The sequence below is a fragment of the Halorarius litoreus genome, assembly GCF_024362405.1.
Taxonomy (GTDB): domain Archaea; phylum Halobacteriota; class Halobacteria; order Halobacteriales; family Haloarculaceae; genus Halorarius; species Halorarius litoreus.
In genome coordinates this window covers 300,926-321,331 of sequence record NZ_CP101454.1, presented here as the reverse complement: position 1 = coordinate 321,331, position 20,406 = coordinate 300,926, and the positions used below count along the sequence as shown (strand labels likewise).

Here is a 20,406-nt window from a genome sequence, read left to right as displayed (position 1 = left end):
CGAAAAACGTTCGGGCTGACCGAGACGCGCGGATTCGTAACCCGTTTACTCCCCAGCCTCTCAGGTCTCCACATGGAACCCATCCGCGTCGTCTGGGGCGCCGCCTCCGCAGCCACGGCGATGGCCTCCTACGACGCGGCGCTCGCCGCTGCAGGCGTCGAGAACTACAACCTCACGCTCGTCTCCTCCGTCATCCCGTCGGGGGCCGAGGTCGACGTCGCCGAGACCGCCCCGGACCTCGGACCCGCCGGCGAGCGCCTGACGGTGGTCCAGGGCCGACAGACCGTCGCGCCCGGCGAGAGCGAACAGGCGTGTGCCGGACTCGGGTGGTCGGTCGAGGACTCCGGCCGGGGCATCTTCTACGAGGCGTCGGGCACCGACCCCGACGTGGTTCACGAGAGCATCGAAGCCGGACTGGCGGCTGGCCGCGACCTCCGCGACTGGGCGTTCGCCGACGGCGACCTGCAGCTCGTCACCGCCCCGGCGGACCCCGATGCGTACACGACGGCGGTGGTACTCGCCGCGTACGGGCGGAGCGACCCCATCATCTAACGGTGTGACAACCTAGCACGGAAGCCGATGGGTTTTTGCGAGGATGGCCTGTAGGCAGGGCATCCAGATGCGAGGGAACGCACCGACAGGGGAGGCTGTGGAGTTGACGCCGGACCAGCGCCGGGTACTGCGACGTGATGGGGCCGCAGTCGCCGCGCGCGCCCGAGAGCTGCTGCCCGACGAGTTCGTCGTCGGGTCGGAGCTCATCGAGCACCCGAACGGGATTCAGGCGACCGTCGCCGTCCGGTCGCCGGGCGGCGGGGTCGTCTCGGCAGGGTTCTCGCTCGGGGAGGCCGAGGACCCGGACGATCTCGCGCGCGAGATCGCGGCGGGCGCAGCGCTCGAGGCGAAGAACACCCCCGACAGACACCAGCCGACCGCTCGCTAGTCAGGCGGGCGGGCTGAGGAACAGCGCGTACAGCAGCGGTGCGACTGCCACCAGACTTCCGACGCCCAGTGCCAGCGCCGGGCCGACGGCCGAGACCGACGACCACGCGAGCCCCGCGGCTAACGGCGCGGGCAGCGCGGCCAACACGGCGTCGTACTGGTCGGGCTCGTGGGGCACGTGTCGACGTACTGTCGCGAGTTAATTAAATGTTATTACGCCGGCTCGCGGTCGCCTGTCGCTGGCCCGTCCGGCGGTGGGCACGGCGCGCGAGACGCTGTCTCGCACTCGTCTCACCGGGTGGGGTTCGTCGATGAGGTGGCCTCGACACGTGACGTACTACTGTCATGCACCGGCCGCTCACCCTCCTGGTCGCCCTCCTCGTCCTGCTCGCCGGCTGTGCGGCGCTCACGCCCGGCGGAACCGACACCCCGACGGTGACTCCTACGACAACGCCGACCGGAACGCCCCTCCCGGACGGCCTGCTCGCGCCCGGTGTCAACGAGACCGGTATCGAGAACGTGACGGCGCTGTTCGCGGCCCACCAGCGTGAACTCACGGCCAGTGGGTTCGTCACCGAGTCCGTCTCGCGCGTGACGTACGAGGGGACGACCACCGACCGCGTGGCGTGGACCGTGACCGTCGTCCCCGGCGGTGACCGCGTCCGCACCCACACCGTCGAGTACCGCGAGGACGGCACGGAGATCGTCGGCGACATCTGGTCGAACGCCACCCACGACATCACCCGCCGCGACGAGGCCGGTGACGTCTCGTACACCGTTCGCCCGCGGTTCATCACCGACGACACCGTCGTCTGGTCCGGGAGCGCCGCGCACGTCCAGCTCTACGCCACTGCCGAGCTGTTCGAGGTCGCGTCGGTCGACACCCGCGACGGCCTCCGGTACGTGACGCTCGCGATGGTCTCTGACCAGACCGGCGAGGACGGCGTCCCCGATGCGCAGGTGACCGCCGTCGTCGACCAGCGCGGCCGCATCCACTCGGTCGAGAGTCGGGTGCAGTACGGTGAGGACACGACGTGGACGACGAGCTATCGCGTCTCACAGATCGGCGACGCCGACCCGCAGCCGCCCGCGTGGCTCGACCGCGTCCCACCGAACGCCGCGCTGTTCCTCCAGCTGGACGCGGGCATCACGCCGAACGGTGTGGTGGTCATCGAACACCTTGGCGGTGACCCGGTGCCCGCGGGCACGCGCATCGTCGTCACTGTGGATGACACGACGTACGAGACCGCGTTCCGCGACGAATTCGAGGAGGGGCACGTCCGCTACGCCGCCATCGTGGACGGGGACCTCACGCTCTCGACACAGGAGCCGAAGGACGGGTTCACACCGCTCCCCAGCGGGCGTGACGTCATCGTCAGAATCGTCGTTGTCACCGAGGGCGGCGTCGAACTGTTCGACGAAGCGTACTACAGCAACTAGCCTACTTCCCCCAGAAGGGGTCGCGCTTCCGCTGTTTGTCGAGGTACATCGACAGCGCCTCCAGTTCGTCGGTGGGAATCTCGTCTTTGAGCTCCTGTTCGAGGATCTTCGCGTGTTTCTCGGGGAGGTCGACCCACAGCTCGTCGCCCTCGTCGATCTGCCGGCCGACCGTCGGGCCGTCGATGGAGGCGGCGACGCGCTCGCCGGCCCGCGCCGAATCGACGTCCTCGCCCTCGTCCTGCAGCGATTTGAGCTGGCCGACGCGCTTCGCCTGGCCGTCCGTCCACTTCACGACGTGGGAGTTGCGCTTCAGCGTCCCCGACATGACCTCGACGCCGACGACCGCCGGATTGGACTGCCGGAACACGTGGTCTTCGAGCACGCGGAACCGACACGGCCGAATGATCTTGTCCAGGACCTGCTCCTGCTGGGCGCGCTCGATGGACTCGACGTGCTCCTCATACTCCTCGACGAGCTGGTAGATGACGTCGTCCTCGAACAGCTTCACGCCCTGGTCGGACGCCTGTCGCTTCGCGTCCGGCAGCACGTCGACGTTGAACGCGAGGATGACCTCGTGTTTGCCCTCGTCGGCGGTGGAGGCGACGGCCACGTCGCGCGGGGCGACGTCCCCGACCTCCGCGCGGACGATGGGGATTTCGGCCTCGGCGAGCGCGCTGGCGATGGCTTCGAGCGAGCCGAGCGTGTCCGCCTTCACGACGACGCCCTGTTCGGCGGTGTGGACCTCGATTTCGGCGAGCTCCTCCTGGACGGCGGCGATGACCTCCTCGACGGGCTGGTCGCGCACCACGCGGACGGGCGCGCCGGCCATCGCGTCGTCGAGGTCGGGCGCGGCGATTTTCACCCCGGCTGCGGCCTTCACCTCGTCGACCTTCTCGAACTGTTTCTCCGTCCGGATTTCGGCGAGCGGCCGCGGCTGGAGTAGCGCGCGCACCTCGGTGACGATGGGCTCGTTCTTCCCGCCGACGACGATCTGGTCGTCCTCGCGGATGGTGCCGTCGTACAGCACCACGTCGAGCGTCGTCCCGAAGCCGCGCTCATCCTTGACTTCGAGGACCGTCCCCGCGCCCGGTCCGGCGACGTCGACGGACATGTCCTCTTTCAGGTAGCGCTGGGAGAGGCCCATGAGCACCGTCAGGAGGTCCGGGACGCCCTCGCCGGTCATCGCGCTCACGGGGACGACGCCGATGTTCCCGCGGAAGTTCTGGACCCGCCAGTAGAAGTCGGCGGAGAAGCCGTTGTCCGAGAGTTCGCCGATGATCTCGTAGAGTCGCTCGTTCAGGTCGCCCTCGGCGCGCCCGGACTGCACGTCGATGGACTGCTGGATGGGCATGTCGTGCTGGGGGTTCCAGCCCGGCACGGTGTCGACCTTGTTCGCGGCGACGATGAACGGCGTCTGCGTGCGCTTGAGGATGTCCAGCGCTTCGAGCGTCTGCGGCTGGAAGCCGTCGTTCACGTCGACGACGAGGATGGCGATGTCCGCGAGCGCGCCGCCGCGCGAGCGGAGCGTGGAGAACGAGTGGTGACCCGGCGTGTCGATGAACAGCAGCCCCGGCAGGTCGAAGTCGTCGGGGTCGACGAGCGCGCCGGCCATCTCGGAGATGACCTCCAGCGGCACCGCGGTGGCGCCGATGTGCTGGGTGATGGCACCGGCCTCACCCTCCTGGACCGCAGAGCCGCGTATCTTGTCGAGCAGCGTCGTCTTCCCGTGGTCGACGTGCCCGAGGACGGCGACGATGGGCGTCCGCAGGTCGTCGGCCCCGCCGTCGGGCGTGTCGGTGGCGTCGGTATCAGACATAGAAAATCCCTTGTCGGTGTTGGCCGGCGGCCGCACATAACTCTTTCAAAACGCCGTTTCCGGGCGCGTGGCTACTCGATGGTGAACGACCCCGTCATCCCGACCGACTGGTGGGGCGTGCAGACGTACTCGTAGGTGCCGCCGGCATCGAACGTGTGGACGTGCGTCGTCCCCGCCGGATAGGTGGTGGCGTCTAGCCCCGCCCACGAGGAGTCGTCGGGGACACGGGTCGGCGAGACGTTGTGTCCCCCGGAGTCCCAGCGCCACACCACCGTGTCCCCGACCGATATCTCGAACGACTCCGGTGAGAACCGGAGGTCACCGCCGGGGCCGACGACGACTTCGAGGTCGGGCTGGGGCGTCGGGGTCGGCTCCGCTGTCGGGGTCGGGGAGTCCGTCGGCGTGGGCGAGTCCGTCGGTTCCGCCGTCGGAGTCGGGGAGTCGGTGGGCGACGCGGTCGGCGTGTCCATCGACTCCTCGGTCGCCGTCGGGGTGTCCTCGGGCTCGGATGTGTTGTCGCTGCTCGTACAGCCGGCGAGTCCGACGACCGCGAACGGGGCGGTGCGACGGAGGAAGGCGCGTCGGTCCATAGCTGGAGGAGGCTCGCGCGACACAAGAGCGTTGACCCAAATCTCCCCCAAGGCCGTCGGCGAGAGGCGACGGAAGCCGACGGGCGTCAGACACACCCCGTGGCGTTTATGTGCTGGGGCACATATCCGTCGCGCATGGCCGAGATACTCGCGGAGAACCTGTCGGGGAAGTCCGTCGTCGGGAGCGACGGTGCCGAACTGGGGATGTTGTACAACGTCACGATGGACCTGAAGTCGGGGTCGCTGAAGCACCTGCTCGTCGACCCTGCCGAGAACGTCTCATCCGACTTCGAGGTCGACGACCACGGGCACTACATGGTGCCGGTGGGACACGTGCAGGCGGTGAAGGACCACATCGTCATCCGTCGCTGATGGAGGTCCTGGACGCGTCGGCGTTCATCAACGACTACACGACCGACGACGACGTCGCGACGATTCCGCTCGTTCGCGAAGAGCTTGACGACGACGCTTCGGGCTACCGCTTCGACGCGCTCGAAGGCGGCGGCATGCGGATGCACGTCCCCGACCAGGGGAGCGTCGAGCAGGTCGAACGCGCCGCGAAGACGACCGGCGACCTCACGGAGCTGTCGCGCACCGACATCCGCCTGCTCGCGGCGGCGTTCGAACTCGACGCCACGCTCGTCACCGACGACTACGCGATGCAGAACGTCGCGGACGAACTCGACGTGCGCACGCAGGTCATCGCCACCGAGGGCATCAGCGAGCGCCGCAACTGGATCTACCAGTGTCAGGGCTGTGGCCGGGAGTTCGACGAGCACCGCGAGCGGTGTTCCATCTGCGGGTCGGACCTCGAACGGAAGAACCCGAACTAATCGTCAGTACGACTTCTCGGCGACCACGGTTCCGTCGGCGTCGCGGACGGTGACGGTGTCGCCGCCGTTGTTCCACACCGCCGAGTCCCGACCCCAGTAGACGTCGCTCGCGGTGTCGTCGCCGCGCCCGGAGTGGAGCGTGACGCTCGCGCCAGGGTCGAGGGTCACGTCGCCGAACTCGTACGTCTTTCCGGCGTCGTCTTCGACCGTCCACCCCGCCAACGAGACGGCCTCGTCCTCACGGTTCGTCAGCACGACGTACTCGTCGTTGAGGTTCTCGTTGTCGTTGCCCGCGGCGTCGGCGTTGATTCGGATGCCGAGCGCACCCGTCGGCGTCGCGGTGCTGGTGGCGGTCCCGGTCGCCGTCCCCGTCGGCGGCGACTCGGTGGCACACTCCCAGAGGCCGGTCCCCGCCTGCTGGGCCTCGGCTTCCGCGTGGTAAAAGCGGTCACGGCGCTCGAACTGCGAGTCGTAGACGCGGGCGTACCCCTCCGAGACGAGTCGGTAGTTGAACTCGCCGCCGTCGTAACTCACGTACGCGAGGAGTCGGCCGTAGTAGCCGCGCATCCCCTCGTTCTCGTCGAACGTGAGCCCGACGGTCTCGCCCGTCAGCTCGTCCTTCGCGAACGCGCTCGCGCGCTCGCCCCAGCGGCCGAGACACTCGCGCCCCGCGTCGGTCTCGGGCACGCCCTCGAACTCGTCGGGTGTGTTCTCGGCGTGGACCTCGGGCGTGTCGACGCCCAGTAACCGGACGGTGTCCTCGGTGCCGTTCGCGTACTCGACTTTCAGGGTGTCGCCGTCGACGACGCGCGTGACCGTCACGGTCAGGTCGGCGCTCCCGGGGTCGCTCGGGGCCGAATCGTCCGGCGCCGCCGGGAGTGTGGCCGAACAGCCAGCGAGCACGAGCAGCACGGCGAGCGCCGCCGCGAGCAGGGACCGTCGCATACTCGAATCTCGTCGCGGGGGACCATAACCGCCGTGGCCCCGGGAGTTAAGCCCGTGCCAACGGTACACACGGTCGATGACAGCGCGCGCGGGGCTCCGGGAGACGTTGCTCGACCACTCCGACCACCAGGCCTGCCGGAACGTCTGGCAGGCGGTCACCGGTGAGAGTGAGGCGGTCCTCCCGGACTACGTCGAGACGATGCGGGCGACCGACGGTGCCGTGGCGCTGGTCGCACAGGACGGCGCGGCCGACGTGTACGCCCGCTTCTCGAAAGGTCGGTTCGAGCACCTCACGCTCTGGCCCCCGTGGACCATCGGCGGCGTCGACCACACCGACCGCGCCGGCCTCGAATCGTACCTCGCCGACACGTCGAACCTTCGGCCGATTCCCCACGACGACACGCCGTTCGCGAGCCCGAAGACGCTGGGGTCGATGTCTCACCGAATCTGGCCCTAGGAGTCCTCTTCTGTTCTGTCGGCTGTACGTGGTGCAGAGCTGTTGATACCATCTCGAAAGCCCCGACGCGCTGGCCTCGGTGCGGCGAGCGCGCTCCTCGGGGCTCGCCTCACTCCGTTCGGCTCGCCACCTGCGGTGCTCACTCGTCCGCGCCTTCGGCCAGCACGTCGCCCCTTTCAGTCCGCCCCGCGTCGCTTGACTAACCTAGCATCGTGGGTGGGACTTTCGAGGTGTTCACAGCGCTGTTGTCGACAGTCACTGTTCCATGGTCGGTTCCTAGCCGAGTTCCGAACGTTTACAAATTTGCCACGTCTAAACCTCGGTTGAGAACGGATGAATCGCCATCTCCACCAGCCGGAGGTGAGCCGATAGTGGCGACGTGGCTCGAAGTCGCGACCATCGCGTTCGTCGCGCAGCTGACGGTCCTCCCCGGCGAGAAGGTCCAGTTCATCATCGCGGGGCTATCGACCCGCTACCACCCGGGGCTGGTGGTCGCCGCGGCGGGGAGCGCCTTCGCCGGCTGGACCGCTCTCGAAGTCCTCGTGGGGAACGCGCTCCAGCGGGCGCTCCCGGGGCGCTATCTCGACGTGTTCACCGGGGCGCTGTTCCTGCTGTTCGCCGTCCTGCTGTGGCGGTCAGCGCCCACAGCCTCGACGGCGGGCGCGGCGACGGACGGCGGCGTCGTCCAGCAGTCAGCACCCGAGGAGATGTCGGTGACGCTCCCGTTCACCGACCGCGAGGTGCCGACGGTCGCCGGCGGCTTTCTCCCCATCTTCGCGCTGATGGCTGCCGGGGAGTTCGGCGACAAGACGCAGCTCGTCACCATCGGGCTCGCCGCCCAGTACGCCCACGGCACGGCCATCTGGGCCGGCGAGATGGCCGCTATCATCCCTGTGAGCCTGCTGAACGCGCTGTTCTTCTTCCGGTTCAGCCATCGGTTCGACCGGCGGACGGCCCACCTCGCCGGTGCGGTTCTGTTCACGCTTTTCGGCCTCGACACGCTGCAGGCGACGCTCACGGGTGTCTCGGTGTGGGAGACGCTCGTGGGGTGGCTGGCGACCGCGGGCGCGAGCGTCGCGGCGGGGCTCCTCGCGTTGGGTTAACTGTCGACGCTGAGGTCCGCCCGCACGAGGTTTAGATTCCGGCGGTTCGCCTTCCAGAACACGTCGAACAGGTCACCGAGCAGGGGGATCGCCCCGACCGCGAGGTCGAGTCCGATGTTGAGCAGCATCCGGGCGAGCGTCCGCTTCCGCACGCCGAGTCGGGCGGCCTCGACGACGAGATACAGCGAGACGACCGTGGCGATGGCGTCGCCGGCCACCGGGAGGAGGCCGATGAGCGGGTCGATACCGACGCGAACGCCGACGACGGGGAGCTTCACGCCGTCGTCGAGGAGGCTCGCGACCTGGTCCATCCGCTTCAGCGCCGCGGCGTTCACGGAGTCGGGCAGGTCCTCGAACGTCTCGTCGAGTGGTGCGGGGGGCATCTGGTGGAGCAGTACGCGCGCGAGACGGGAAAAGGTAGTTGGCGGTTGCGCTACCTGTCGACGACTCGGGTACTCGCGCCGCTCGTCGGGCGCGACAGCGCGAAAAATCGGTGGGTCGTGTCCTCAGTTGCCGACTTCCATCGCCCGCTCGACGACGTCCTCGCTGTAGAGCTCCGCGAGGTCGTCGTGCTGGTCCGGGCGGTTCTCGTAGACGTCCTGGAACAGGGCGATGGGGGTCATCGCGGCCTGGTACGTCGCCTCGTCCCACATCCGGTCGGTGGAGACCTCGATCTCGACGCCGTCGATTCGGAGCGTCGCGGACTGCGTGATGGCGACCGCACCCTTGCCGGCCTCCTTCGCGGCCTCGAACTCCTCCATGGAGTCGACGATGTCGTCCATGCTCGGGATGTAGTCGGTGAGGCCGACGAGCTCCTCGCGGAGTTCGTCCGCGGAGAGCTCCTGCGTGTCCGAGCCGACGGTGAGCGTGTAGCCGTCGCCGGTCTCTTCGAGGGAGATACGGGAGCCCTCGTACACCTGCACGCCGTCCTCGTTGGTGAGGGTGACTTCGCGGCCGTCGGCGTCGATGCGCCAGCTGCCCTCCTGCGGCGGCAGCGGGTTCGTGTTGGCCTCGACGACCTGCCCGGGCGTCAGCGACCAGATGCCGGTCATCCCCTTCGCCTGGTTGTCCTTCATGCGCTCGTTGTAGCCCTCGACGTCGCGGATGTCGTCGTACGGGCCGTCGACGGCGATGCAGCCGGCGGCGCTCGCCCCGCGCGAGGTGTTGTGGCGGAGCTCCGGCCACGGCGGCAGGCCGCCGGTGGGCGTGATGGCGCGCATGTCCTTCGTGTAGTCGACCTCACCGTCGACGAGCAGGAACATCCGCTCGAGGTTGTTGTCCGGCTTGCCCATCTCGTCGCGGAGTTTTCTCATGGCGAGTTCGGCCGAGCCGCTCTCGATGATGACCGACATCGCGAGGCTTCCTTCCTCGAGCCCGTGCTCGTGCTCGACGATGGTGATGAACTCGTCCGCCTTCTTCCAGTCGTCGATGCCGCCGACCTCGGGGATGACGAAGCCGTCGATGTGCTCGACCGCGTCCTTCGCGGGGTCGGCGATCTGGAGCATGTGCTGGAACCCCTGATAGCGCGTGCTGGGGCTGTCGCGGTGCCAGACGACGCGCGGGTGAATCTCGCCGGGGAAGTCGGCGCCGTTCTCCGAGACGACCTCGACGATGTTCGCCGCGCCCTCGTCGCGCATCGAGGGGGCCGTGGCGTCCTCGTTGTCCGGCACCCACACGTCGGGTGCCTGCATCCCGCGGAGCTGGGAGGCGCTTCGAATCATCTTCGCGGAGTCGTCCTCCCCCTCGACCGCGGTGGGCGAGGTGAAGAACGTCCGGACGAACTTCCGGTCGTGGTTGCGCTTGTCGATAGACATCTGAGTCACTCGAAGGGTCCAGTTGACCGGTATTAAAGGTGGCCGAATCGGCCAGAATTCACGGTATGGCGGCGGAATATGGCCTCTACGCTAATCGGCCGGGCGAAAGAAATTCGATGAGTTGTGACCTCCTCTCGCGGGGGTCGATGTCGGTGCGAACCGACGCTTCAGTCGTCGCCGGATGGCTCGACGGCGACCCTTCAGTCGTCGCCGGTTGTCACTGCGGCGACCCTTCAGTCGTCGTTCGAGGTGACCGGGTCCGACTCTTCCTCGGTGAAGCCGGCGGACTCCTCCATCCGCTTCTTCGCCTCGGGGTCGAACTGCGCCTCGATGTCCTGGAAGCGCGAGACGAACGAGAGCTCGTGGTGGCTCTCGGTCTCGTGGCCGAGGTAGCGACCCTCGAGGTCCCACTGCGCCTCCTCGTCGTTCTCCGCGATGTTCTTCATGTCCTCGTACACCGCGTGTGCACCGGAGTGCAGCGCGTAGAGGGTGATGAACTGGTACTTGTAGCCGAGGTCGCCCAGCTCCTGGAACGTGAGCGGGTCCTCCTCCTCGGACCACGCGAAGCTCGACGAGTAGTTGAACGCGAGCTTCAGGTCGGGGTGGGTCTCGTGGATGGTCTCGGCGTAGTTGACCGCGTCCTCACGCGACGGGTCGGGCATCTCGGGCCAGACGAGGTCGACGCCGGCGTCGGCGTACATCCGGCCGCGCTCGAGGTGCTCCTCCCAGTCGCCGTTGGCGGAGCCGTAGGCGTCCGTGCGGGCGATGATGATGGTGTCCTCGGACTGCTTCGCGTCGACTGCGGCGGAGAAGCGGGCCTTCGCCTGCTCGCGCGAGACGATCTGCTTGCCCGCGATGTGGCCACAGCGCTTCGGGGTCGTCTGGTCCTCGATGTGGATGGCGGCGACGCCGGCCTTCTCGTACTCGCGGACCGCGCGTCGGACGTTGTGGATGCCACCGTAGCCGGTGTCACAGTCGGCGATGACCGGCAGGTTCGTCGCCTCGACGATGCGCTTGGCGTTCTCGACCATCTCGGTCATCGTGACCATCTCGAGGTCCGGGAAGCCGAACTGGCCCAGCACCGTCGAGTAGCCCGACATGTACGCGGCGTCGAGCCCGGCCATCTCGGCGAGGCGGGCGTCGAGCGCGTGGTAGAGACCGGGAGCGAAGACGTAGTCCTGGTTGTTCAGCTTGTCGCGCAGCTCGCGCGCGGCGGCGTTGTCGACGTCGCGAACGATCGATTCCGTGTTCTGGACTCGGCTTGCGACCTTGTCCTCTCCGTCGTTGTTGTGTCCCATTGTTAGATATCCTCCGAGTCACCGGTCGAGCCGGCTCTCTCGGGCGCGAACGAGCACAGCCCGGGCGAAGACGGCCGTTGCGGCCCTGCGGCCGCGGTCGCCGGTGACCGCACGGACTGTGTGTCGCTCATCATGTGCACCTCATCGTGATGCAGACGGGTACAAAACTGTTATGAATTATAATGTTAATATTGGTTAATTAGTGGGGACTCATTATTCGACGGGAAGGAATATAAGGGATTGAGAATCTCTCGCATGGGGCCGTAATCGGCAGTCTGTTTCCGGCGTAAGCACGCGCGAAAGCGAAATTAGAATCAGTATGCGGCGGCGTCGCCCCGCTACGAGTCGGCTCAGTCGTCGGCAGGCGTCGGCGAGTCGTCGAGCGAGACGAGCGTCTCGACGTCGGGAATCTCCGCCTGCGTGTCGGTGATGATCTCGACACGGCGAGTGAGTTTGTCGCTGGCGTACTCGACGAGCGCCACCGGGTCGACGAGGTCGTCGGTGTCGCTCACGATTTCCGCGACGTACGGCATCAGGCGCTGGAGCGTGTTCTGGACCGTCGCGGGGTCGACGCCGTCCTCGGCGATGTGCTGTTGGACCTTGTGCATCCCGAAGCCGACGTGGCGCCCCTCGTCCGAGCGGATGTAGCTGACGCCCTCGACCAGTCCGGGGAGGTTCGGGAACGCCTCCCGTGCGCCCTCGGCCCGGATGTCCGGTCCACGGTCGGAGAGTGAGGACGTGATGCCGTAGTAGCCGGTCTGTGCGAGGACGCTCTCGACGACGAGGTGGTAGTGACAGTACGCCGTGACACGGTTCTCGGGCGTGTCGTCCTCCAGCAGGCGGTGCATCGCTTCCTCGGTACCGTCGAACAGCTTCGCGTAGCCGTCCATGAAGTAGCGGTCGGCGGTCGGCGGCGTCACCTCGAAGCCGTGGTGTTCGGCGACCGGGTTGATAACCTCTCGCCAGTAGCGGTCGAAGAACTGGGTGTGTTTCGCCTCCTCGTAAATCTGCGAGGAGATGAACATCTGGTCGTCGATGCTGTCGAGGACCAGCGAGAGCGGCGCGAGGTCCTCGGTGACGGCCTCCTCGCCCGCACCGAACAGCGCGACGGTCTGCCGGAGCGCGTCGAACTCCGACTCCTGGAGACCGTCGTCGGCCACCAGCCGCTCACGGTCGGTCTCGATGGTCTCCTGGGCGATGTCCTCGTAGGGGTCCCAGTGATTGTAGACGGCGTGGCGGAAGTAGCCGCCCGACTGGCTGTCGGGGTCGAGACGGAGCGAGCGTTCGGCATCGGCGTACCGTGACATACCTCTCCGTGTGGCGGTCGCCTCAATCGGCCTGTCGCCACCCATCCGAGGGGTATTCAAGTCACGGCGTACCACGGCTGTTCGTCCCGATGGCGGCCTCGACTGCGCCGAAGGAAACAGTCAACTGGCTCTCGTCCGACGTGCCGATATGCGGTACGCGACAGTCGTCATCTCGCCGGACGGCGCGGGACTCCATCCAGCCGACCGGGCGCTCACTGAGGAGCCGTCCGCCGACCGACGGTCCATCAATCAGGTGACGCTGCTCGACGACGGGACGGCGGTGATGCTCTACCGGCTCCACGGCGACCTCGGCCGGGCGCAGGCGGTGCTCGACGCCTGCGACGAGGTGCTGGACGCCGACGTGACCGATGGTGCCGAGGGGCTCGCGTACATCCACATCGACGCCAACGACACGGTCGAGGCACTCCTCCGCATCCTGCAGGAGAACGAGATCGTCATCGACCCGCCGATCACGTGCCTCCCCGACGGCGCGGTGCGGGTCACGCTCGTCGGTCGGTCGGACGCCATCCGGCGGGCCGTCGACGCGGTCCCCGACCACCTCACCATCTCGCTGGAGTCGCTCGGCGACTACCAGCCGGAGAGCTCGCATCTCGTCTCCCGGCTCACTGACCGCCAGCGCGAAATCCTGGAGGCCGCCGTCGAACTGGGCTACTACGAGGTCCCGCGGCGCGCCACCCACGACGAGATCGCCCGCGTGGTGGGGCTCTCGGCGGGGACCGTCGGCGAACACCTCCGAAAGGTTGAGGGGAAGGTGCTCTCGACCGTCGTCTCGGAGTGACCGGCACCCTGTCGTGTCCTATCGTGGCCGTCCTCGTGGCGGAAAGAGCCATTTAACCGCTCCGTTCCGAACGACTCCCGAAACGACCGTGTGGGCCTTGTACGTCGAGTCCGTCCCGAGACGACACTGAATGAACGGGGACGCTACGGTCGAACCCACCGGACGCTCGCAAACCACCACAGGCACGGCCCGTCGACGCCCGACCCGACCGGGACGAGGGTGGGTGTAATGTACCGCTCACCGAACCTCGCCCGGCTCGCGGGCGCGGTTTCGCTCCCGGCCGCCCTCGCTCTCTGGGGGCTCGGCTACCTGTTCATCGTCGGCGAGACGACCGTCACGACGTGGGCGCTTGGGCTCACGTTCGCGTTCTCGGCGACGGTCGTCCTCGTCGTCGCCGTCAGGGAACGGCCCGAACCGACCGGCACCGAGTACGTCGACGGGTTCATGCTGGCCGTCGTCGCGCTCGCGGTGACGTATCTCGGGCTCCTCGCGTTCGACCTCTCGCTGGTCCGGGCCGTCGCGAGCGTGGGCCGTCAGGAACTGCTCGCTGTCCTCGTGAGCTTCGGGCTCCTCGGGAGTGTGCTGGCCACCGTCGACCGCCGGTACGTCGACCGCCCTGAATCGGCTCGCGCGCTCGAAGCGTCGTACCTCGAGAACCCGAACGCTGGGGACTGAGCTCAGCGTTTGGCCGCTGCCGTATCCAGCCGGTCGGCGAGCTGCCCGGAGACGCCGGACAGGTACGCCGCCCCGAAGATGGCGACGAGCAGGCCGCCGAGGCTGTTGTAAAACAGGTCGAGCAGCGTGTCGCCGAGCCCGTACTGGGTGAGGACGGTGTCCATCCCGAGCAGCACCGAGGCGACGCTGATGTAGAACTCCAGCAGCTCCCACACGACCCCGAACGCCATGACGAACACGAGGATGAACGCGAAGCGGAACCGGGGTGACATGTGGATGGACTCCGTGTGCTCGTCGAGCGACTCGCCGCGTACAACGTCACGCTCGAACAGGAGGTCGTCATCACCCGCGAGGTCGGCGACCGGGTGCTCTGGATCGAACACGGCCAACAGCGGGACCCGAACAACGAGAGCCCCGACTTCGGCAACCCGTACGCCAACCCACCGGGCTACTACGTGAACCAGCACATCACGAGCCGAGCGGGACGGCTCTCGAAGCGAGGGAAGTTCAACTGACTGAAGGACATCCAGTCGGTAACGCCGATGACGCAGATCCCCGACTGGATGCTCTCGAACTACTTCTACCGGGATATGAGCCCGTTCCTCCGGTACGCGGCGGTCCCGTTCCTCCTGCTGTTCAACGTGAGCCTGCTGTACATCGTCGTGCTGTTGCTCTACGCGACCGGCGTCTGGTCGCTGCCGAACGAACTGGTGGTCGACTTGCTCGCCCAGCTGAGCGTCATCGGCGTCCTCAGCGACATCGTACTCGTCGTCAACGTCGCCATCATCGTCATTCTCACACTGGTCTCGATACCGCTCTTCTTCGTCGTGCGGGACGTCAGACGCACGCTCGAGCGGTTCGGCCTCGTCGGCGGCGAGGACCCCGAGACTGTCAGTGACCGCTACGTCGAGGCGGCCCAGGACGTCTTCGAGGCGCACCTCGAAGTGGCGGTGTTCATCTACGGACACACCCACCGTGCCGCCGTCACGGCGGTCGACGACCGGGTCGTCGTGAACACGGGGACGTGGCTGAAGCGACTCCACCGAAAGTCGGTAGTGCTGGGACTGCTTCCCCGGGTGTTCTATCCATCGTACTGTCTGAACTACGTCCGGGTGTACGCCGAGGACGGTGCGGTCGTCGTCGAGTACGAGGTCATCGACAAGGAACTGCCGAACGAGCTGACGCTCCTGGAACGGTTGCTCACCCGTCGACCGAGCACCGGCCCCCCGATTCCCACCCGAACCGTGGTCGAGGCTGATGGCTTGTCGGCGCCGACGTGGTCGACTCCCCGGTCGGCTCCACGCCATCCACCACCAGGTACGACGGCCGCTGATCATCACCGGACAAGTCGCGTGCCGTTGCGTCGCGCTCACGGTACCACCCACCCTCGCATGGCCGTCGTGACCTCTATACGGCACGAAACGGGTGGGAACAACCCACCAGACAGTACCGCAGTGTACGTGTAATGGGCACATTGTGGTCTCTTAACGTAACTCCTGTTTAACGTAACAACTGACGAGGTTCATCCATGGTCAGATGGATGGCTGTCCTGTACGGTATCGTCGCCAGCTTCATTATCAGCCTCGTGAGCGGCATCGGGCTGCCGTTCACGGACGCGACGCTCCCCATCATCGGCACCGGGTTGAGTGGGCTCATCGCCGGCGGTGTCGCCGGCTACTACGCCCGGGAAGGGCTCGGCAGCGGTGCGCTCCACGGGCTCCTCGCCACCACGCTCGGTGGACTCATCGCCGCCCTGTTCCTGCTCCTCCTGGGAACGCTCGCGCTGGGACTCGCCGGCTTCGGCGTGGGGGTCGCGATCCTCCTCCTCGTCGTCGCGACGGGCATTCCCGGTGCTGTGGGTGGCGCAATCGGCGGGATGATGGGTCCCGACCGCGAGCCCACGGGCCGCCCCACGGCCTGAACGGCCTGCGGTCGTTCGGGTGGCTCGACGCTGGGTTTTCGGAGGCGACACCGCTGGCGTGCGCTGGCGCTCGTGGCGTCGCGTTCGTCAAAAGAGCCTAGGCCGGGATTTGAACCCGGGCTCTCGTCCTTACCAAGGACGCGCTTTACCGCTAAGCTACCCAGGCAGGCAACTATCGGTAGCCGGGTTTTGTCTTTAGTCGTTTCGATTCAGCGGCCGCCCGGCACTGCCTGTCACGGCGACGAGTCGCTCGCGGAACGCGTCGTCGACGACCTGTTCGGGGTCGGGAAACCGGCCGTCCCACGCCGCGACGAGTTCCGAGACGATGTCGGTGACGCCGGCCGGTCGGTCGCCGGCGGCGCCCGTCGTGATTGCGAGGTCGAGCACGTCCGTCTCCAGTTGCCGGTCGAACCGGTCGGGGTCGGGGGCGTCCCGGCGGTCGGTCTGGTCGCGACCGAACGCACGGACGACGCCGACCGCAGCGGTCGCTGCGCCGGTGTGCGCGAGCAGGTAGAAGCCACGGGCGACGAGCACGTCCGCCGCGAGAATGTCCATGTCTGCACTGCGGCGGTCACCGGTCGTCCACGGGTCCTCGTGGGCGAGGGTTCGGGTGAGCCGGAGGCCATCGTAGATGAGCTGGACCCCGGCGGCGCGGTCGACGTACTCCGTCGCATCCGCCCCCGCCGCGGTCGCAGTCGCGAGCGTGAGCACGCCGGGGAGCAGCGAGCCGTCGGCGACGAACGCCTCGATGTCGTCGCGGAGTCGAGGCGGTGTGACGTCCCCGACCGCCTCGAGTGCGGCCCGGCGGACCGCGGCGGCTTCATCCATCACGCCCGAATAGGGATGCGAAGGGCAAAGACCTTTGGAAACCCACGGCCACGCCGTATCATGATACGGGTCACCGACGACGGGCCGGTCCGCGTCGTCACGCTCGACCGCCCGGCCGCGCGCAACGCGCTCACGCCCGACGGGCTCGACGCCCTCGAACGGGCCGTCGTCGACGCTCCCGGCACGGTCGTCCTCGTGCGGGGGGCCGGCGACGCGTTCTGCGCCGGGGCGGACCTCTCGGTCGTCGCCGAGGTCGCCACCGACGGGGACCCTCAGGCGTTCGTCGAACGGGGCCAGCGCGTCCTCACGAGCATCGCCGAGGCCGAGGCTGCAGTGGTCGCCGGCATCGACGGGGCGGCCCGAGGTGGCGGCGTCGAACTCGCACTCGCCTGTGACCTCCGGGTCGCCACCCCCGAGGCGACGTTCGCCGAGCCGGGCGTCACCTTCGGACTGTTCGGCGCGTGGGGCGGCACCCACCGCCTGCCCGAGACGGTCGGGATGGCCGACGCGATGGACATCTCGCTCACGGGCCGCGCCGTCGACGCCGCCGAGGCCCACCGGATGGGGCTCGTCTCGCGGGTGGTCGGCGACCCCCGGACGGTCGCCGACGAACTCGCGGCGGCCGACCCGAGCGCGCTCCGTCTCTTGAAAGAACGCCTCCGCGACGACGCCTCGGTCGCCGACCAGGAGGCGGCCGAGGCGGCGGCGTTCGAGGCGCTGATGGCCGAACACGCCGACGAGCTGTCGGGCTACCGAAAAGGCTGAAAGCGTCCGCTCGATAGAGACCGCAAGGAATGACGGACTGCGACTACTGCGGGGAGTCGTTCGCCAGCGATTCGGCGTACGACAAACACCTGAAGAAGGAACACTTCGACGAGCTCGGCCCCATCGACAAGCGGCGGCTCGGAGGGGCCGAGAGCGACGACGACGACGGCATCGGCGCCGCGCCCATCGCGCTCGGTGGCGTCATCCTCGCGGCAGTCGCCATCGTCGCCTACGTCGTCTTCGTCGCGGGTGGCGGGCCGAACATCGGCGCGCCGGGGTCGGCACACTACCACGGTCCCATCAGTATGACCGTCGACGGTGAGCGCGTGGACTTCGGCCAGGAGAAGTACCAGTTCACCGACCGCCGATTCCACTTCGAGAACCCCGGGATGGACCCACCGTACACGTGGCACGCGCACGCGACCGGCGTGACGCTCGACTACGGGATGGAGGCCATCGGAATCCCCGTCACCGACAACTCGGTCACGTTCCAGAACACGACGTACACGGACGGCGAGAACGCGCAGGTGTCGGTGCAGGTGAACGGCAACGACGTCACCCCCAGCTCCTACGTCCTGAAAGAGGGAGATAGCATCGAAATCGTCGTCCAGACGACCTGACGTGCGACGGCTCGTCGTCGCTCGCGCACCCCGCTATTCGCCCGTATCCGACGGCTTTTTTCAGTCACGGCCTAACCTCGGGTAGATGACCGAGAGCGCCTCCGCCGACACCGCCGTGCCCAAGGAGTACGGCGGGCTATTCGGCGCGTTCCCCTACGCGTTCCGGCAGAGCGAGTCGCGGCTGTTCAAACTCTACGCCGTCGTCGGTGGGCTGCTCGCGGCCCTGCTGTCGCTCGCGTTCCTCAGCGCGTTCGCGCTCGCCATCGCGCAGTCGGTGGGGCTCGCCGCCGGCGGTACGGCGTCGTTCGTCCGCGCGTTCGTCGTGTTCGTCGGCTTCCTCGTCGTCGCCCCGCTCGTCGCGCCCGTGCTGTTCGTGGCGCGCCACCACCGCCGCGTCGGCAACGACCCCCGCTACGACCGGGCGCTCGCCGCCGCCGGCTTCGCCTTCGCCGTCTCGCTGTACCTCGCGGTCGTCGCGTCGATGCCGCCGACGTTCGTCCTCGACGGCGAGACCGTCTCCCGGCCGCCGCCGTCGGGGCTGTTCGCCCCCCTCATCGCCGTTCTCTACGCGATTCCGGCCGTCGCGGCCCCGGCCATCCCCGCGGTCGTCGCGGTCGCCGGCTACCTCGTCCACAGAGCGATGCGGTGATACGGCGCGAGCGTCTTCTCCTTCGCATGAGCGAGGAGACCGAGGGGACGTTCGTCGTCACCCACGCCGAGGCCGACTCGGCGGTGCTGAAGGACGTCGACGCCGGGCAGGTCCACACGCTGGGCGAGAATCCCGGTGTCGAGGCCGGTGACGTACTCGACGCGACGCTCGCGCCCGAGCCGCCGCTCGAGGTGACGTGGCAGGTCGTCGCCGTCGAGACACGGCGCCGAATCACCGTCGAGCGGAGCGAGGAGCCACCCACCCAGCAGGAGCGCGACATCGCCGCCGCCCAGTCGGTCGGCGAACTCACCCGCGAGGAGCGCGCCGGGAAGGGCGAGATACACGTCATCACCGTGCCCGAGGACGACACGGACGAGGCGGTCGCCGACGTACTCGCCGACGAGGGGACGCTCGCCCGCGCCGCGCGGATGCCCGCGGTGAACCGCGTCGAGATTCGCTTCGAACCGGGTGTCGTCAGCGTCCGGTATCTCCCCTGAGTGGCCACGTTCCCTGTCGGGTGCGCGCTCGACGTGGTTACTCGGTGTGAGAAGACGGCGACAGAAGACGGGTGAACGGACGCGTGGTGGACAGTCGTGTGTTGCAGCCCGACGGTCGTCGAACGCGTCCAGCTCCGTCATGGCGCGGGAGCACCGAACCGCTGGACGACACAGGCGATGGCGACCAAACCTCGCCCTGCGCCCCCCCGAATCCCGATCGTGGCGGCCGGCATCCAGAGCATGGGTGCCTGCCCTCTTAATGCCAGTCGCGCAGTTTCACGCGGTGAGAGAACCCCCCGCCGTCAGGCCTCGCGGACGCCCGCCAGCGAGATGGGGTCACCGACCCCGAGCGACTGGCCGACCGTCTCCCGGGGGACGTGCGTGTTCACCATCAGCCGGAAGTGGTGGTCGAACCAGTCGCGGTTGGCCCACTCGGGTAAGGTCACTTCGCGCTGCTGGACGAACCGCTCGCGGAACCCCTCGGTCGTCTCCCCGGTGTCCGGGTCGCGCGTCGGGACGGCGCACCGCTGGCAGGGGTTGACGCCCTCGAACCGCGCGTCACCGACGTCGAACGCGACGACCGACTCGCGGTCGGCGTACAGCCGGTCCTCCCAGAACGGGTCGACGCCCTCGACGACGAGATTCGGGCGGAGCCGCCGCCGCATCTCCTCGGGGTCGATGTCGTCGAACCAGTCGGCGACGACCTCGATGGTCGCCTGCGCGATGACCGTCGGGCCCGACGCGTGGGTGTCGTCGGGGAACCCCCCCGACGTGTCGCGTTGCAGTTCCACCTCGTACCCGAGGAACCCCGCGAGCCACTCGCTGACGGCCTCGCGCTCGTCGGGCAGCGAGAACGTCTCGCGGGCGTCTCCGTCTCGCGGCCCGAGCGTCAACGCGCCGGTCTCGGGGTCGAACGACGACGCGAGCCGGTGGGTCTCCCGCTCGCGTTTCCCGGTGACGTAGTTGCCGTTCGCGTCGACGATGACGTACTCGCGGTCGTACGAGAGCCCGCCCGCGTCGAGGACCTCGGCGCGGGCGAGCGGCACCGGGTCCAGCGACTTGATGGGGTGGACGAAAATCGAGGCGAGTGTAGGGTCGGTCATACGGGGG

Annotated in this window: 27 protein-coding genes and 1 tRNA gene; 16 read left to right on the top strand and 12 right to left on the bottom strand. The window is 68.0% G+C overall.

Annotated elements, in window-relative coordinates; translation table 11 throughout:
• The first annotated feature begins 72 nt into the window (after positions 1-72).
• Entirely contained in the window at positions 73-552 is a 480-nt protein-coding gene (locus tag NL126_RS01710; protein WP_255197174.1) for a pyruvoyl-dependent arginine decarboxylase, read from the top strand.
• Between the two features lie 67 nt (positions 553-619).
• On the top strand, positions 620-940 hold the full coding sequence (locus NL126_RS01705) for a DUF5811 family protein (protein ID WP_255197173.1): 321 nt from the start codon (positions 620-622) through the stop codon (positions 938-940).
• Here NL126_RS01705 and NL126_RS01700 read toward each other — a convergent pair whose 3' ends face one another.
• The gene (locus NL126_RS01700; RefSeq protein WP_255197172.1) at positions 941-1,117 is read right to left on the bottom strand and encodes a DUF8015 family protein; all 177 of its coding nucleotides are present in this window, start codon (positions 1,115-1,117) and stop codon (positions 941-943) included. It abuts the gene before it with no gap.
• A 167-nt stretch (positions 1,118-1,284) separates the two neighbouring features.
• Here NL126_RS01700 and NL126_RS01695 point away from each other — a divergent pair, with 167 nt between their 5' ends.
• The gene (locus tag NL126_RS01695) at positions 1,285-2,379 is read left to right on the top strand and encodes a hypothetical protein (RefSeq protein ID WP_255197171.1); all 1,095 of its coding nucleotides are present in this window, start codon (positions 1,285-1,287) and stop codon (positions 2,377-2,379) included.
• 1 nt (position 2,380) lies between these two features.
• Here the strand turns inward: NL126_RS01695 and infB are convergent, their stop codons facing one another.
• Positions 2,381-4,195: a translation initiation factor IF-2 gene (gene infB / locus NL126_RS01690; RefSeq protein WP_255197170.1), complete on the bottom strand. Its 1,815-nt coding sequence runs from the start codon at positions 4,193-4,195 to the stop codon at positions 2,381-2,383.
• A gap of 71 nt (positions 4,196-4,266) precedes the next feature.
• Positions 4,267-4,785 (bottom strand): plastocyanin/azurin family copper-binding protein, encoded by a 519-nt coding sequence (locus NL126_RS01685; RefSeq protein ID WP_255197169.1) that lies wholly within the window; start codon positions 4,783-4,785, stop codon positions 4,267-4,269.
• Positions 4,786-4,920: 135 nt separating this feature from the next.
• Between NL126_RS01685 and NL126_RS01680 the strand changes: the two genes are divergently transcribed.
• Together NL126_RS01680 and NL126_RS01675 are read left to right on the top strand one after the other, a co-directional pair.
• A complete protein-coding gene (locus tag NL126_RS01680; RefSeq protein ID WP_255197168.1) occupies positions 4,921-5,157 on the top strand; it encodes a PRC-barrel domain-containing protein in 237 nt (78 codons plus the stop codon).
• Positions 5,157-5,618, top strand: coding sequence for an NOB1 family endonuclease (locus NL126_RS01675; RefSeq protein WP_255197167.1), 462 nt, complete (start codon positions 5,157-5,159; stop codon positions 5,616-5,618). Before NL126_RS01680 ends, NL126_RS01675 begins: the two co-directional genes overlap by 1 nt.
• 3 nt (positions 5,619-5,621) lie before the next feature.
• Here NL126_RS01675 and NL126_RS01670 read toward each other — a convergent pair whose 3' ends face one another.
• Entirely contained in the window at positions 5,622-6,563 is a 942-nt protein-coding gene (locus tag NL126_RS01670; RefSeq protein ID WP_255197166.1) for a lamin tail domain-containing protein, read from the bottom strand.
• A 76-nt stretch (positions 6,564-6,639) separates the two neighbouring features.
• On the opposite strand from NL126_RS01670, the gene NL126_RS01665 reads away from it, so the two are divergent.
• Positions 6,640-7,020 (top strand): hypothetical protein, encoded by a 381-nt coding sequence (locus NL126_RS01665; RefSeq protein WP_255197165.1) that lies wholly within the window; start codon positions 6,640-6,642, stop codon positions 7,018-7,020.
• Positions 7,021-7,391: 371 nt separating this feature from the next.
• Positions 7,392-8,123 (top strand): TMEM165/GDT1 family protein, encoded by a 732-nt coding sequence (locus NL126_RS01660; protein ID WP_255197164.1) that lies wholly within the window; start codon positions 7,392-7,394, stop codon positions 8,121-8,123.
• Here the strand turns inward: NL126_RS01660 and NL126_RS01655 are convergent.
• From NL126_RS01655 to NL126_RS01640, 4 genes are all read right to left on the bottom strand, one after another.
• A complete protein-coding gene (locus tag NL126_RS01655) occupies positions 8,120-8,506 on the bottom strand; it encodes a DUF4112 domain-containing protein (protein WP_255197163.1) in 387 nt (128 codons plus the stop codon). The two genes, NL126_RS01660 and NL126_RS01655, sit on opposite strands and share 4 nt — an antisense overlap.
• A 123-nt stretch (positions 8,507-8,629) precedes the next feature.
• Entirely contained in the window at positions 8,630-9,937 is a 1,308-nt protein-coding gene (gene aceB / locus NL126_RS01650) for a malate synthase AceB (protein WP_286670841.1), read from the bottom strand.
• A 233-nt stretch (positions 9,938-10,170) separates the two neighbouring features.
• A complete protein-coding gene (gene aceA, locus NL126_RS01645; protein ID WP_255197162.1) occupies positions 10,171-11,235 on the bottom strand; it encodes an isocitrate lyase in 1,065 nt (354 codons plus the stop codon).
• A 350-nt stretch (positions 11,236-11,585) separates the two neighbouring features.
• Positions 11,586-12,542, bottom strand: a complete 957-nt coding sequence (locus NL126_RS01640; RefSeq protein ID WP_255197161.1) for a ferritin family protein — start codon at positions 12,540-12,542, stop codon at positions 11,586-11,588.
• Between the two features lie 148 nt (positions 12,543-12,690).
• Here NL126_RS01640 and NL126_RS01635 point away from each other — a divergent pair, with 148 nt between their 5' ends.
• Both NL126_RS01635 and NL126_RS01630 read left to right on the top strand, forming a co-directional pair.
• Positions 12,691-13,341 (top strand): helix-turn-helix domain-containing protein, encoded by a 651-nt coding sequence (locus tag NL126_RS01635; RefSeq protein ID WP_255197160.1) that lies wholly within the window; start codon positions 12,691-12,693, stop codon positions 13,339-13,341.
• 228 nt (positions 13,342-13,569) lie between these two features.
• On the top strand, positions 13,570-14,016 hold the full coding sequence (locus tag NL126_RS01630; RefSeq protein ID WP_255197159.1) for a hypothetical protein: 447 nt from the start codon (positions 13,570-13,572) through the stop codon (positions 14,014-14,016).
• A 2-nt stretch (positions 14,017-14,018) separates the two neighbouring features.
• On the opposite strand, the gene NL126_RS01625 is transcribed toward NL126_RS01630, so the two are convergent.
• Positions 14,019-14,288 carry a DUF2238 domain-containing protein gene (locus tag NL126_RS01625; protein ID WP_255197158.1) on the bottom strand — a complete coding sequence of 90 codons (270 nt, stop codon included), beginning with the start codon at positions 14,286-14,288 and terminating at the stop codon, positions 14,019-14,021.
• Here NL126_RS01625 and NL126_RS01620 point away from each other — a divergent pair, their 5' ends adjacent.
• The 3 genes from NL126_RS01620 to NL126_RS01610 all read left to right on the top strand — a co-directional run bounded on the left by NL126_RS01620 (position 14,289) and on the right by NL126_RS01610 (position 15,937).
• Positions 14,289-14,531 (top strand): hypothetical protein, encoded by a 243-nt coding sequence (locus tag NL126_RS01620; protein ID WP_255197157.1) that lies wholly within the window; start codon positions 14,289-14,291, stop codon positions 14,529-14,531.
• A 27-nt stretch (positions 14,532-14,558) separates the two neighbouring features.
• Positions 14,559-15,482, top strand: coding sequence for a metallophosphoesterase family protein (locus NL126_RS01615; protein WP_255197156.1), 924 nt, complete (start codon positions 14,559-14,561; stop codon positions 15,480-15,482).
• A 62-nt stretch (positions 15,483-15,544) separates the two neighbouring features.
• Positions 15,545-15,937 carry a DUF5518 domain-containing protein gene (locus NL126_RS01610; RefSeq protein ID WP_255197155.1) on the top strand — a complete coding sequence of 131 codons (393 nt, stop codon included), beginning with the start codon at positions 15,545-15,547 and terminating at the stop codon, positions 15,935-15,937.
• A 94-nt stretch (positions 15,938-16,031) separates the two neighbouring features.
• Here the strand turns inward: NL126_RS01610 and NL126_RS01605 are convergent.
• Together NL126_RS01605 and NL126_RS01600 are read right to left on the bottom strand one after the other, a co-directional pair.
• A tRNA-Thr gene (locus NL126_RS01605) sits at positions 16,032-16,103 on the bottom strand.
• Positions 16,104-16,132: 29 nt separating this feature from the next.
• On the bottom strand, positions 16,133-16,765 hold the full coding sequence (locus NL126_RS01600; RefSeq protein ID WP_255197154.1) for a DUF7114 family protein: 633 nt from the start codon (positions 16,763-16,765) through the stop codon (positions 16,133-16,135).
• Between the two features lie 60 nt (positions 16,766-16,825).
• On the opposite strand from NL126_RS01600, the gene NL126_RS01595 reads away from it, so the two are divergent.
• The 4 genes from NL126_RS01595 (at position 16,826) to NL126_RS01580 (ending at position 19,296) form a co-directional block, all read left to right on the top strand.
• The gene (locus tag NL126_RS01595) at positions 16,826-17,530 is read left to right on the top strand and encodes an enoyl-CoA hydratase/isomerase family protein (RefSeq protein ID WP_255197153.1); all 705 of its coding nucleotides are present in this window, start codon (positions 16,826-16,828) and stop codon (positions 17,528-17,530) included.
• A 29-nt stretch (positions 17,531-17,559) separates the two neighbouring features.
• Positions 17,560-18,150 carry a C2H2-type zinc finger protein gene (locus NL126_RS01590; protein ID WP_255197152.1) on the top strand — a complete coding sequence of 197 codons (591 nt, stop codon included), beginning with the start codon at positions 17,560-17,562 and terminating at the stop codon, positions 18,148-18,150.
• A gap of 85 nt (positions 18,151-18,235) precedes the next feature.
• Entirely contained in the window at positions 18,236-18,799 is a 564-nt protein-coding gene (locus tag NL126_RS01585) for a DUF8056 family protein (RefSeq protein WP_255197151.1), read from the top strand.
• Between the two features lie 26 nt (positions 18,800-18,825).
• Positions 18,826-19,296 (top strand): DUF5812 family protein, encoded by a 471-nt coding sequence (locus NL126_RS01580; protein WP_255197150.1) that lies wholly within the window; start codon positions 18,826-18,828, stop codon positions 19,294-19,296.
• Positions 19,297-19,598: 302 nt separating this feature from the next.
• Here NL126_RS01580 and NL126_RS01575 read toward each other — a convergent pair whose 3' ends face one another.
• Positions 19,599-20,399: an MOSC domain-containing protein gene (locus tag NL126_RS01575; RefSeq protein WP_255197149.1), complete on the bottom strand. Its 801-nt coding sequence runs from the start codon at positions 20,397-20,399 to the stop codon at positions 19,599-19,601.
• Between the last annotated feature and the right edge of the window lie 7 nt (positions 20,400-20,406).